General features: G+C 64.1%; 10 protein-coding genes. All 10 read right to left on the reverse strand.

Annotation, left to right across the window (positions count from 1 at the left end; all coding sequences use genetic code 11):
• Positions 1 to 6: 6 nt before the first annotated feature.
• The 10 genes from ACK4FH_RS14970 to ACK4FH_RS15015 all read right to left on the reverse strand — a co-directional run bounded on the left by ACK4FH_RS14970 (position 7) and on the right by ACK4FH_RS15015 (position 13584).
• Positions 7 to 603, reverse strand: a complete 597-nt coding sequence (locus tag ACK4FH_RS14970; protein WP_409815509.1) for an RNA polymerase sigma factor — start codon at positions 601 to 603, stop codon at positions 7 to 9.
• Positions 604 to 718: 115 nt separating this feature from the next.
• The gene (locus ACK4FH_RS14975; protein ID WP_409815511.1) at positions 719 to 1417 is read right to left on the reverse strand and encodes an EF-hand domain-containing protein; all 699 of its coding nucleotides are present in this window, start codon (positions 1415 to 1417) and stop codon (positions 719 to 721) included.
• Positions 1418 to 1562: 145 nt separating this feature from the next.
• Positions 1563 to 2861 carry an aminomethyltransferase family protein gene (locus ACK4FH_RS14980; protein WP_409815514.1) on the reverse strand — a complete coding sequence of 433 codons (1299 nt, stop codon included), beginning with the start codon at positions 2859 to 2861 and terminating at the stop codon, positions 1563 to 1565.
• On the reverse strand, positions 2858 to 4438 hold the full coding sequence (locus tag ACK4FH_RS14985) for a phytoene desaturase family protein (RefSeq protein ID WP_409815516.1): 1581 nt from the start codon (positions 4436 to 4438) through the stop codon (positions 2858 to 2860). Before ACK4FH_RS14985 ends, ACK4FH_RS14980 begins: the two co-directional genes overlap by 4 nt.
• A gap of 3 nt (positions 4439 to 4441) precedes the next feature.
• Positions 4442 to 6040: a phytoene desaturase family protein gene (locus tag ACK4FH_RS14990; protein ID WP_409815519.1), complete on the reverse strand. Its 1599-nt coding sequence runs from the start codon at positions 6038 to 6040 to the stop codon at positions 4442 to 4444.
• A 220-nt stretch (positions 6041 to 6260) separates the two neighbouring features.
• Positions 6261 to 9194 carry a bifunctional [glutamine synthetase] adenylyltransferase/[glutamine synthetase]-adenylyl-L-tyrosine phosphorylase gene (locus tag ACK4FH_RS14995; protein WP_409815522.1) on the reverse strand — a complete coding sequence of 978 codons (2934 nt, stop codon included), beginning with the start codon at positions 9192 to 9194 and terminating at the stop codon, positions 6261 to 6263.
• Between the two features lie 69 nt (positions 9195 to 9263).
• On the reverse strand, positions 9264 to 10664 hold the full coding sequence (locus tag ACK4FH_RS15000; protein ID WP_409815525.1) for a sensor histidine kinase: 1401 nt from the start codon (positions 10662 to 10664) through the stop codon (positions 9264 to 9266).
• Entirely contained in the window at positions 10651 to 11328 is a 678-nt protein-coding gene (locus ACK4FH_RS15005) for a winged helix-turn-helix domain-containing protein (RefSeq protein ID WP_409815528.1), read from the reverse strand. Before ACK4FH_RS15005 ends, ACK4FH_RS15000 begins: the two co-directional genes overlap by 14 nt.
• A 150-nt stretch (positions 11329 to 11478) precedes the next feature.
• A complete protein-coding gene (locus ACK4FH_RS15010) occupies positions 11479 to 12930 on the reverse strand; it encodes a DegQ family serine endoprotease (protein ID WP_409815633.1) in 1452 nt (483 codons plus the stop codon).
• A 177-nt stretch (positions 12931 to 13107) separates the two neighbouring features.
• Positions 13108 to 13584, reverse strand: a complete 477-nt coding sequence (locus tag ACK4FH_RS15015; RefSeq protein WP_409815531.1) for a cytochrome c-type biogenesis protein CcmH — start codon at positions 13582 to 13584, stop codon at positions 13108 to 13110.
• Between the last annotated feature and the right edge of the window lie 2 nt (positions 13585 to 13586).

Below are 13586 nucleotides of genomic sequence, written 5' to 3' on the forward strand. Positions count from 1 at the left end.
GCGCGCTCAGGCGCTTGTTTGCCTTGAACGCAACAACTCGTCCTTTTCCGTCGCCAACAGCGTCCGCAACTGCCGGCGCCCGCGCGACAGCAGCGACTCCACCGCCTCCACGCTAATATCCAGAATTTCCGCCGTCTCGGTGTTGCTCAGACCCTGATAGTGCGAAAGTGCAATAGCGGCACGCTGCCGCTCCGGCAATTGCTGGAGGGCTGCCTCAACACGCGCTGCAAGTTCGTCCGCCTCCAGCCGCTCGTCAGGCCGTGGATCGCCACTCACGAGATTGGGCAAGTAGTCATCGATGTCGACGGTGCTCCGCGTTCGGCGCAACCGATCGAGACAGAGATTGGCGGCAACGCGATAAAGCCATGTGCCGAACTGCGCCCTGCCCGGCTCCCACTTCCCGGCATGGGTCCAGACCCGCAGGAAAACCTCCTGCGCCACCTCCTCGGCATCCGCCTGATTGCCCATCATGCGGCGGGCAAGCGCGACGATACGCCCGAGGTGACGCTGCATCAGCACGCCGCAGGCCTGACCGTCCCCCGTGGCGACCGCTGCAACCAGTTCGTCGTCCGGCGCATCCTGCACGCGCGCACTTCCTCCCATGCCGGTCCCGGCCAATGCAGGTAATGGGCCCCGGCCGATGCCGGTGCCCATTACCCGTTCGGGTGTGTCCAGCCGAAGCCTAGCGGGGTTCGGCCGGAGATTCATCCCTGCTGCTTCAGCGGCTCATACGGCCTTCGCCACGTTCGATCTTGCCATCGCTGTTGCGATCGAGCCGCTCGAACATCCGGTCGGCACTGGCGAGGAACTCGGCTTTCGAGATCCTGCCATCGCCATCGGCATCGAGGCGCGAGAAGTGATCGCCTCGCTTGCCATCCTTCTTGCCGTCGCGCTTCGCATCGGTCTTGCCGTGATGCTTCTTCGCGGCCTGCATTTCCTCAAGCGTCAATGCGCCATCGCTGTTTGCATCGGCCTTTTCGAAAAGGGCCGCCATGCGCTCTGCAGAGCGATCGGAAAGACCGCCTTCCCTGCCACGTTCGGCCATGCGCTTCTCGGCCGCCTGCTTCATTTCGTCGAGCGTCACCTTGCCATCGCCATCGGCATCCATCGCGGCGAAGCGTTCAGCGGGATCGCCGCGTCGCGCTTCGTACCTCGTGCGCATTTCGGCACGGGCAGCCGCCATTTCTTCCTTGGTGACATAGCCATCGCCATCCTTGTCCATCGTGGCAAAGCGGGCTTCGGCGGCAGCGCGGAATTCTTCCTTCGTGACGTCGCCGCCCTTGTCCGCATCGGCCATGCCGAACAGATGCGCGCCGTGGCCATACTTGCCGGGGCCAGCATGGGAAAGGGCCGGAATCGTCATCGCCATAGCAAGGGCGGCAGCCGTTCCGAGCAGGCCATATTTCAGCTTTTTCATTTCGATCGTCCTTTTTCCAGTTTCCGCCCCCCGGAGGCTGAACAAGGAAACGCCGCCGCATCAGGCAAGCGCAGACGGGCAATGCCGCCATCCTTATTTGTAGAAACGCGCGGGAGGCGCCATTCCGTCGCTGGTGAAGGAGAAATCAGCCGCGTGAGGGCGCAGGCACCGTGAAGCGGCGCGGATGGGAAAAGGCCGGTTCCCTGAGAAGCCGGGCCGGAAGGCGGAATTCCGAGACCGAAATCCCTTCCTTGCGTTCCGCCGCAACGGACAGGCCGCCCGCACCGGCAACGGCGGTTTCGATGGTCGCCAGCGCGATATTCGCCCCGAGAGCCGGGGAAAAGCCGGTACTGGTGGCGGTTCCCACCACCCGGCCGCCAAGCGAGATGGCAGCAAACCGCACCGGTTCCAGCCCTTCCACCGCGAGGCGGACGACGCGGCGCGCAGGCACAATGCCACCGGCAGCGCGAAGCGCGGCGCCCCCGTTGAACAGGCCTTTCGAGGGATCTAGGACGAAGCCCGGCCAGACGGACGCGGGCTGCAGTGCATCCCGCGGGTCGATGGCGGCGAAAGCCGACAGATAGTCATGGCCGGCGCGCGGATGACCCGCTTCGAGCCGGGCGAGTTCCCTCAGTGCAAAGCCTGCCGGCTTCAGGCCGAAGGGCGCAGCCTTCGTCATCACCTCGCGCCAGACATGGGGTGCATCTTCCGCGTCGCACCACAGCTCATAGCCGAGATCACCCGTCGCGCCGGTGCGGCTCGCATAGACCGGCATACCGCCAATCGCGATCCAGCGTGCGGCGCCGGGCGCAAGAGCTGCCATGTCTTCAATGCCAAGCCCGGAGAACATGAAGCAGGAATACGGCCCCTGAAGCGCAAGCACAGCCAGCGTGGCACTGACATCCTCGATGCGGACGCGGAAACCTTCCGCGCTATCGGTCAGCCAGGCGAAATGGGCTTCTTCCGCCACCAGACGATATTCGTCCTCCGCAAGGCGGAACAAAAGGCCGTCGCCGAGAACGAACCCGCCGCCATCGCAGAAGATCACGTGGCGCGAACGGTCGATGGCGAGCGGGGCAACCCGAACCGCAAGAAGACGTTCGAGACAGGCAAGCGCATCGCGTCCGGCGATGCGATATTTCACCAGTGGCGACAGATCCATCAGCACCGCCGCACCGCGCAGGGCGCGATATTCATCGGCGAGATCGCTCAGCACCTCCGGCACGGTATAGCCGTTCCAGCCGGTCCAGCGGTTGGTGCGGCTTTCCGCCGCCGTTTCAAGGTGAAGAGGCGTCGTCGCCACGGCGCGCATGTAAGGCGGCTCTTCCGGCACTTCTTCGAAAAGGGCCGGGTCGACAGGTGCACGTTCATCGGCGGGATCGGCCACTTCGCGAGGCATCTCCGCTTGTTCTTCATTGGGCTTGGGCAAGGTGTCGGGGGTCATTGGCGGCCCTCCCCCTGCTGCATCGCCGCCTCGACGGCAAGCCAGCCCGGCAAGCCTGTCACGCCGCCACCCGGATGGCTGCCAGCGCCGCACAGATAGAGCCCCGCAACCGGCGTTTCATAGCGGCCGAAGGCGGGCGTGGGACGGAAGCCGAACAGCCGGTCGAGGCGCAGATCGCCCTGATGCCAGGCGCCGCCGGCGAGGCCGTATTTCCGTTCGATATCCGGTGGCGTCAGAATTTCACCCGCAATCATCGCGTCCTCGATGCCCGGCGCAAAGACGGCGATGGCCCGCACGATCTTCTGCACGAAGATTTCGCGCTGCATGGTCCAGCCGCCTTCGGCTTCATAGGGCACATTATGCACGATCACGGAAAGAATATGCTGGCCCTCCGGCGCAAGGGTACGGTCGGCAATGCTCGGCACGTGGATTTCGAGGGCTGGTTCGCAGGCAAATCGTCCCTCGCGGCAGGCAGTCGCCGCATCGTCCATCGCTTCGACAGACGGCACGACGAGCAGGCGCGCACCATAAAACTCGGCGGCGAGCCGCGGAAAGACGGGCGCGCGTTCAAGGGCGAGATTGAGCTTTGCCGCGTTGCCGGGGCGCGGCGCATGGCAGAGTTCCATCGCCTGCTGCGTTTCGAGCTTTTCGGCGCCGAGCAATCCGATCAATGTCGCGCGCGGATTGATTGCCGAGAGCACCAGCGGCGCACGCATGACCATGCCGTCGGCCAGTTCGACGCCGGCTGCCACACTGCCTTCGACGACAATCCGCTCGACGGGCGTGTTGAGGCGTATCTCGCCGCCTTGCGTATTGATGATGGAAGCAAGCGCATCGCACAATGCGCCGGTGCCGCCTTCAAGCTGGCGAACCCCCTGCCCCTGCATGCGCATTGCTTCGCGCCAGACGGCCCGGAACGAAGTACCCGGCGCATAGGGCCCCTCGGCTCCGCCAAGCGTGGCTTCGAATGCAAGCGCGCCCTTGAGAAGCGGCGATTCGAACTCGGCATCGAGCCGGTCGCCAATGCTTTCAGGCAGCGTCTGCATCAGGCTTTGCAGCGCCGCCTGCCCGGAAAAGGCCGTGCGCCATACGAGACGCCGGCAGAAGCGGCGGAGCGCATCTACGTCACGCATATCGGGCGGCAATTCGCCGAGCAGCGGCTCGATAAGCGATGCCTGCGACCGCACCAGCGCAACGCGGTCCCGATAGGCTTCTGCATCGCGCGGCAGGGCTTTCGCAAAGCGAGCGAATTCCTTGCGGTTGCGCGGCAGCGTCAGGTGTTCGCCATCCGGGTTCAGAACGACGGTCGGAATGTCGCGTGCGGCATAGCGCAGACCGTGCTTTCCGAGTTTCAGGCCGCGTTCGATGTACCTGGGAAAGCTGTCGACGAGATGCGCGACGGCAGGGCCGACATAGCCCGGCACGATTTCAGACGTCGCCGCCGCACCGCCTATCGCCTCCGCCGCTTCGAGGACGAGCACCTGACGGCCGGCGCGGGAAAGGCGCGCGGCGGCAACGAGTCCGTTATGGCCCGCGCCGATCACGATGGCGTCATAGGTGTTGCCGCGGCGGCGCATGGCTCAGGCCCTCCCCTTGCGGGTGGCGAGAACTTCCGCCGCGGCATTCGCGCCCGGAGCGCCCATGACGAACGGGCCTGGATGCGCGCTGGGAGAACAGAGATAGAAATTTCGCAGCGGCGTCGCGGCTCCGCCCTGACCGGGGAATGGCCGGTTCGAGAAAAGCTGGTCGAGCGTCGTTTCGCCATAGGCCAGGTCGCCGCCCGTGAGCCCGATCTCGTTTTCGATATCGCCAGGCAGCAGCACTTCGCAGGCAAGGATGCGCGTTTCGATGCCGGGGCTCACGGAAGCAAGACGCGCCGTCACGAGATCGCGCAGCGCATCGCGACGCTCTTCCGTCCAAGGTCCGTCGTGCAGTTCCTCCGGCACGAACTGTACGAGCGCAGAGAGGACATGCTTGCCCGGAGGTGCGAGCGACGGATCGGCGATCGAGGGGATCAGCATGTCGAACACCGGATCGCGCGGCGGCATCCGCTCGCGCCAATCGGCGAAGGCGCGGTCCATTGCCGGGATCGTATTGGCAAGGCGCAATCCGCCACCGAGCGACGGGCAGCCTTCCGGCAGACCGGGAAAATCCGGCATTGAGTCGAGCGCAATATTGACCTTGGCGGCGACGCCTTTCATGCGGATGCGGCCGATCCGTTCGACAAGTCCGTCCGGCAGGTCCTTCCAGCGGAAAAGGCTGAGGAAGCTCCGCTTCACATCGAGGCCCGACAGCACCACATCCGCGTTGATTGCCTCGCCATTGGCGAGTTCGACGCCGCGCACCTTCCGGTCCTTGATGAGAATGTCGGTCACTTCCGCTTCCAGGCGGATCGTGCCGCCTTTGGCGCGAATGGCGTCCATGAGCGCCGCCACAAGCGCTGCCGCGCCGCCATGCGGCATCAGCGTGTCGGGCGCGCCGCCCATTGCATCGCCGGGCTCGGAGAGCCATGCCAGCGCGAGCCGCGCTGCACTCATTGGCGACGAGGGCCCGAGCGTACTGCCGGCAAGCGCGGCGGCGGCAAGATGCGCCTTCACGTGACCTGACTCGAAATACCGGTCGAGAAATTCGGACGCAGGCAATGTCCACAGCCGCAGCATGTCTGCCATGCCGGATGCCGGAAGTTCTGCGAGCCTGTCGGCCAGTGCGAGACGCGCGCGCAGTCCTGACAACAATCCTCTTGCGGGCCCCGAGGCGGGCCGCGCAAGAAGCGGCGCAAGGCCGCGCGCGGCGCGCAGCATGTCGCGCCGATAGCGCGTCCAGGTATCGGCATCCCGGCGCGAATGGCGCGCGAGTTCGCGGCGGTGAACTAGACCGTCGCGGTAATTTGCGACATGACGTCCATCGGCAAAACAGGTGACGCCGCCATCGGCACGGATGAAGCGGAGGCCAAACCGGGCAAGATCGAGATCGGTTGCGATGCGCGGCGGCAGACCGCCGCTGCCCAGCGTATAGCGCGGCAGACGGAAACCCGGCGCTATTTCATGCGGCATGAGGATGCCGCCAGGTGCGGAAGCCCGGTCGAGCACAAGCACATCGAGCCCGGCGCGCGCCAGATAGGCAGCGGCGACGAGCCCGTTGAGCCCGGCTCCGATCACGATTGCGTCGTGACGCTCCATGCGTCCTAACCCCACACACTACCCGGCCTGGGACGCGCCCAGGTTTTGTCCCATCCGAAGCGTATCGAATTGACACGTTTCGCGCCGGGCAAACACGCATCGCTGCCGAGACGACGCGCGCGTTAACCACGAATTGCCGGGAATTGTCGCGATTTCACCGCGCATCCCCGAACAGAGTTAATGCGCGGCGTCCCGGCCGGCATGGAAGCGGTGCAAATATTCAGCCAGCAGCGGACGTCACGATCGTCTCGAAAGCGTCACGCACCCGGCGCTGGCTTTCCAGAAGATCGGCTTCGAGCATCGCAAAATCCGGCGCATCGCCTGCCCGGGCGAGGCGGAACTTCAGTCCGATGGGTGCCTCTGCCGGATTGAACACGCCTTCGACACAGACGCGGATGACCTGCGTCAGATTGTGATTGAGCGAAATGGCATGCACGAGCATTTCCGCGATCTCGTCTGGCAGCAGCCTTTCCTCGGCAATGCGGGCGAGCGCAGTGCGCGTATGCGTGTTGCGGATGGCGGGGTGCTCATGCGCATGGACGAGCTGCAGATACTGGCAAATGAACTCAATATCGACGAGACCGCCGCGGACATGCTTCAGCTCCCAAGGGTTCTGGCTCTGGCGTTCCTTCGCTAACCGTACGCGCATCTCCGATACATCTGTCGCGATCTTCGCCTTGTCCCGCTTTCTCAGGATCGTGTCGGCAATCGCCTTCTCGATGCGTCCTCGAAGTTCCTCAGGGCCCGAGATCACCCGGGCGCGCGTCAGCGCCATGTGTTCCCAGGTCCAGGCTTCCGCTTCCTGATAGGCAACGAAACTGCCGAAAGCCGTCGCGATAGGCCCCGCATTGCCTGACGGGCGGAGCCGCATATCGACTTCGTAGAGCTTGCCTTCTGCTGTCGGCGCCGTCAGCGCATTGATAAGCTGCTGGCAAACACGCGCATAGTATTGCGAGGCATATAGCGGACGCTCCCCATTCGATTGCACCTCTGCATCGGGTGCATCGTAGATGACGATGAGATCGAGGTCGGAGCTTGCGCCCATTTCCTCGCTGCCGAGTTTCCCCATGGCGACAACGCAGAAGCGCCCGTCTTCGATATGGCCATGTTTTTCTGCAACCTTGTCTTCGGCGGCTGGCGCCAGCGCCGCTACCAGTTCTGAGGCAAGCGCGGCATAGGCGGGGCCCGCCTCTTCCGCATCGGCGCTGCCCGACAACACACGCACACCGAGGCGGAAGCGATATTCGCGTGCCCAGACACGCGCGAAATCGAGTATGTCCTGATAGTCCTCCGCATGGACAAGCGCATCCTTCAGGCTGCGATTCAACTCCTCTCGGCCCGGCAGCACCTTGAAGAAATCAGGGTCGACGACCGCCTCCAGCACGCGTGGGTTCTGGCTCAAATAGGTCGCAAGGCGCGGTGCCGTGCCGCAAATACCGGCCAGCAGGTCCAGCAGATGCGGATTGGAATACAGCATCGAGAATAGCTGCACGCCCGCCGGCAAGCCGGTGAGGAACTTGTCGAAGCGATCGAATGCCGTATCCGGGTTCGCCGTGCGCGAAAGCGAACGCAGAAGTGCGGGCATGAGGCTTGTCAGCAGCTCGCGAGAGCGCGTGGCGCGCGTCGCGGGAAACCGGCCTGTATGCCAGCCGCGAATGGCCTCCGACATTTCGGATGGACGCGTAAAACCGAGGCTGCGCAATGTTTCAAGCGTTTCTGGGTCGTCCTCCGTTCCTGTGAAAACGAGGCTGCCGCCCTCCTCGCCAAGCGGCGGCGCGGATTCGAAGAGTTTGGCATAGTGATCGCGAACGCATTCGAGCCGCCGTGTCAGCGCCTCGGCAAAATCCGCACGCCCCGCGAAGCCCATGAAGCAGGCGACATGGTCGAGGTCGGCGTCGGAGGCGGGCAAGGAATGGGTCTGCTCGTCATCGATCATCTGCAGCCGGTGTTCGAGCGTCCGCAGGAAGCGATAGGCTTCCTTCATCTCTTCGGCGGTCTCCGGCGCTATCCACTGCTTCGCGGCCAGTTCATCTAGCATCGGGCAGGTCTGTTTGCCGCGAAGATCGTGGTCGCGGCCGCCCGCGATCAATTGCTGCGTCTGCACGAAGAACTCGATCTCGCGGATGCCGCCACGGCCAAGCTTGATGTTATGGCCGGCAACGGCGACGACGCCATGGCCGCCTGCCGCATGGATCTGGCGCTTCATTGAATGAATATCGTCGATAGCCGCAAAGTCGAGATTCTTCCGCCAGATATAGGGCGTCAGCGTTTTCAGCAGGCGTTCGCCCGCCGCCATGTCGCCCGCCACCGGGCGCGCCTTGATGAAGGCCGCGCGTTCCCAGTTCTGGCCGCGGCTTTCGTAGTAGCTCTCGGCGGCAGGAAGCGACACGGCAACAGGTGTGCCTCCGGGATCGGGGCGAAGGCGCAGATCGGTGCGGAAGACATAGCCTTCCGCAGTTCTCTCCTGCAGCATCTTCACGAGATCTTTCGTCACGCGAACGAAAAACTCGCCGTCGTCGAGCCCGTCTTTCAAAGGCAGCTGGCCGGGCTCGTAAAAGACGACCATATCGATGTCGCTTGAGTAATTCAGTTCGCGGGAGCCGTATTTGCCCATGCCAAGCAGAACGAGGCCGGAGCCTTCGGGCGAGACTTCTTCCGGCGCGCGGAGAATTTGTCCTCGCGTGGCGGCATTGCGCAGCAGCCAGACCACGGAACTGTCGACAGCCATATCTGCGAAACCGGTGAGGGCGCCCGTCACCTTCTCCAGCGGCCAGGCGCCGGTAATATCCGCCATTGCCACCAGAAGCGCGGCTTCCGCCTTGGCGTGGCGAAGCGCCGCCATGACATCTGCCTGTTTCTCAAGATTGCGGGCCGCAGCGGCACGCGCAAGAAGATCGCTCATCGCTTCTTCCGGTGCGCGGTTTAGAAGACGCGGCAGCCAGTCGGGATGGAGGCGGATGATGCGGCCGAGAAAAGGCGAATTGCCGAAAATGGAACAGATCAGATGCCGGGCACCTGCATCAGCGGCGAGCGAGGCCAGCGCCGGATCGCCTTTCGCCTTCACCGCCGCTTCAAGATCTTCCATCTCACGGGCGACGCGCGCCCTGTCGTGGGGTGCAGGCGCTTTCGATCCGTATTCTCGAAGTGTCGTCATCTCTTTCCCGCCCGGCACAAGCGCCTCAAACCAAGAAACGGCGCGCAGCCTAGCAGATTCCCGTGCAATTCAACGCCCGGCAACAGGTAGCGACAGCGACACGCGAAGACCTGGTTCATTGTCCGCGAGTTCGACCACACCGCCATGTAACCGCGCGACTGCAGCGACAAGGCTCAGGCCAAGGCCGGAGCCGGGCGTGTTGCGGCTCGCCTCCAGCCGGACGAACCGTTCCAGTACGTGCTGCCGCTCGCCCGGCGGAATGCCGGGCCCCCTGTCCGCAACTGACAGCACGACGCCGCGCCCGGCTCGCGTTGCATCCGGTTTGGCCGAAACCTCGATCTCGCGTTCGTTGGCGGCATCCTGCGGCAGGCCATGCTTGATCGCGTTGTCGAGGAGGTTTGCCACGGCTTGCGACAGCAATTCGCGGTTCCCCCAGATCATCAATCCTTCTTCGGCTTCAACCTTCAGTTCGAGGCCATTTTCTTCCGCCAGCGGCTCATAGAGTTCGGCAACGTCCTGCACCGTGGCGCTGAGATCGACCCATGACATGGCATCGCGCAGCGAACCGGCTTCCGCCCGCGCGATCATCAGCAGTGCGTTGAAAGTGCCGAGGAGGTAGTCGGCTTCGGCAATCGTTTTCTCAAGTGCATGCTTGTAGTCCTCTTTGGATGCGTCCTGCATCAACGTCACTTCGAGACGGTTGCGCAGGCGGTTGAGCGGACTTCTCAGGTCATGTGCGATATTGTCCGTCACTTGCCGCATGCCGCTCATCAGCGCCTCGATCTGCTCGAGCATCGCATTCAGGTTCTGGCCAAGCTGGTCGAGCTCGTCGCCCGTGCCTGCGATCGGCAGGCGCTGCGAAAGATCGCCGCCCATGATGTCTAGGCTCGAGCGGTTGATCTCGTCGACGCGCGCCAGCATGTTGCGGCTCATGAAAAGCCCACCGGCAAGGCCGAGCGCGACGGTCAGGCCAATGGCCCAAATCAGTGCGTTGGTGATGAGGCTTTCGATTTCGCGCCGTTCCTGCACGTCGCGGCCGACCAGCAGGTAGAAGCCCTCCTGCAGATAGAAGGCGCGGGCGCGGGCGGCCTTGATCTCAGTCCCGTCCAGCGTCTTGCGGTTGTAGCTGAAATCGAACCAGCCATCGGGGCCGGCCTCCACCTGCGGCCGCGCATCGAGCGTACCGGCCAGTACGCGCCCCGCCGGGTCGAGCACGAGATAGAGGCTCTGGCCCGGATCGCGCGAACGCTGGATGACGGTGTGAACGAGAAGCGGCAAGCCGCCCTGACGGTATTGTTCGGCAAGGCCGCCGATCTCCGCCTCCACCGCCTCGTCGGTCTGGCGGGCGAGAAAGCCGGCCGTATTCCAGTAGACATAGGCCAGCAGCGTGATCGCCGAGGCGGCGAACAGGGCGAGGTAAATGACCGCGAGCCGGAAGGTCGAGGTCTTGAGGAGTTTAATCAGCGGCACGTAGCGAGTATCCCGCACCCCGCACGGTGTGCAAGAGCGGCTGCTCGAAATTCTTGTCGATCTTGGCCCGGAGCCGCGAAATATGGACGTCGATCACGTTCGTTTGCGGATCGAAATGATATTCCCAGACATTTTCGAGCAGCATGGTCCGGGTGACGACCTGGCCGGCATGTTTCATGAGATATTCAAGAAGGCGGAATTCGCGGGGCTGGAGGTCGATTTCCTGCCCCTCCCTGATGACCTTGCGGGCCAGCAGGTCGATCTCGAGGTCGCCCACCTGAAGCCTTGTGCGCACCTGGTCCGGGTTGGCGCGCCTCACCAGCACCTCGATACGGGCCAGCAGTTCGGCAAAGGCATAGGGCTTGGTCAGATAATCGTCGCCGCCTGCCTTGAGGCCCTTGATGCGGTCGTCCACCTCGCCAAGTGCGGAGAGGAAGAGAACGGGTGTGCGCACGCCCTCCTCACGCAGCGTTTCGACAACCGAAAGCCCGTCGCGCTTCGGCAACATGCGGTCGACGATCAGTACATCGAAGGAACTGGACAGCGCGAGCAAGAGTCCCTCCTCGCCATCTGCCGCGTGATCGACGATATGGCCGCTTTCGCGCAGACCCTTCACCGCATAGGCGGCGGCTTCCAGATCGTCCTCAATTACAAGAATGCGCATTGCTTCACCAGGTCCTGACCTTGGGCGGCAGACGACGCCGCCGATGCCGCGGGGGATGAGCATCGGCGGCGCGCCTTTGCGATCCCTCCTTCGGAAAGGCGAGGACCGCGCGTTCCGCGCGGACACCCGTCCCCCGACGGCGTCCGTCCGTTACGACTTCTCGATCGTCAGCGCCACAAAGCGCTGCTGGTCGTTGCTGCGAAGGAGCAAGAGCACCGAGCTCTTCTTTGCCTTCGTCGCTTCTTCGACACCGGCGACAACATCCGCCGGCGATTTCACGTCCTTGCCCGACACCTTGACGATCACGTCACCGGGGCGGATGCCCTTTTCGGCGGCGTCGCTCGCCGGGTCCACCTTCTGCACCACGACGCCGTCGGGCGAATTGGCAAGCGAGAGACCGAGGCTTTCGGTCGTGCCCGCCGCCGGTGCCGTTTCGGCGGGGCCGGCGGCGGCCATGTCGAGATTTTCCGGGAAGGTGCCGATGCGGGCGCGGATGGAGCGGCGGCGCTCATCCCGCCAGACCACGATCTCGGCCCGCGTGTCGGGCTGCAGATCGGCGACCGTGCGGCTCACCGCGCGGACATCTTCCATTTCCTTGCCGTTGATGTTCACGATCACATCGCCGGTCCGGATGCCTGCATTCTCGGCCGGGCTTTCGTTCGCCACCTGCGCAACAAGTGCCCCGCGGGCCTTGTCGAGACCGAGCGATGTGGCGAGATCGTCGTCCACCTGCTGGATCGTCACGCCGAGCCAGCCGCGCGTCACCTTGCCGTCATCCTTGAGCTGCGCGATCACGCGCTGGGCGATCGAGGAGGGAATGGCGAAGCCGATACCGACGCTGCCGCCAGTCGGCGAATAGATGGCGGTGTTCACGCCGACGACATTGCCATGCACGTCGAAGGTCGGGCCGCCGGAATTGCCGCGGTTGATCGAGGCGTCGATCTGAATGAAATCGTCATAGGGCCCGGCGCCGATTTCACGGCCGCGCGCGGAAACGATACCCGTCGTGACCGTGCCGCCAAGACCGAAAGGATTGCCGACCGCCAGCACCCAGTCGCCGACGCGCACATTGTCGGAATTGCCGAAGGCCACATAGGGCAGCGGCGTTTTGGACTCGACTTTCACCAGCGCAAGATCGGTCTTCGGATCGCGGCCGATGAGCTTCGCTGTCATTTCCGTGCCGTCGTCGCGCACGGCGGTGATGTCCTTGCCTTCGCCGACAACATGATTGTTGGTGACGATGTAGCCATCTTCGGAAATCAGGAAGCCAGAGCCGAGCGATGTCGTCTGGCGGCGGCGCGGTGCGCCGTCACGGCCTTGCGGTTGCATGTCGCGGAAGAAGCGTTCGAAGGGGCTGCCTGGCGGGAAGGGCAGTTCGGGCACGCCGGCCTGTGCGGCCACTTCCTCGTTGACGCGGATTGAGACCACGGCAGGGCTCACCTTCTCCACCAGATCGGCAAAGCTCGGCAGGCGTTCAAGTGCATTGGCGGAAGGCGCCGCAGAGCGTGTGTCGAGCGGCTCCGTATTCGCCACCACGTTGGCCGAACCAAGGCCAAGCGCGACGACGCCCGCCAATACGAGCGTCAGCGCCGGGCGGCGCATGGTACCGTTTCGACCGTTCCGCATCTCTCAAACTCCCGTCACGTTGTTCCGGCCTGCCTGCCCCGGCGGGGCATGGATGGCGGCATGGTTGGGGACCAGCATCATGTCCCGATCCTTTCCAAATCATGTCCGGAATATTACATCGGTGTAAGGCAAAATCGTGACGGTAAACCGGCGTCAATCGCGCGGATTCTCGTCCTTTTCGAGCAGGGCAGCGAGCTTCGCCGCCTCCACCGGGCTCAGCCTCGGTTCGGCCTGGCGATCTTTCTGGCGGCGCATCACCGCAATGACGATGCCGCCGCCGAGCACGAGCACCAGCAGGGGACCAAGCCAGAGCAGAAGGGTCGCCGGGCCGAAGCGCGGCGTCATCAGAACGAAATCACCGTAACGCGCCACCACGAAGTCATAGATTTCAGCGTCCGTGTCGCCAGCCTCGATGCGCTCGCGCACGACGCGGCGAAGATCGCCTGCGAGTTCGGCGTCGGAATCGTCGATCGACTGGTTCTGGCAGACCATGCAGCGCAGGTTCTTCGAGATGGCGCGCGCGCGCTGCTCCTGCACCGGGTCATCCAGCCGTTCCGACGGATCGACAAGCGCGAGGGACGGCGCGGACATCGCGAAGAGAAGGCAAAGCGCGGCAATGAGGCTGCGCATTT

Source organism: Parvibaculum sp. (genome assembly GCF_046297875.1).
GTDB lineage: Bacteria > Pseudomonadota > Alphaproteobacteria > Parvibaculales > Parvibaculaceae > Parvibaculum.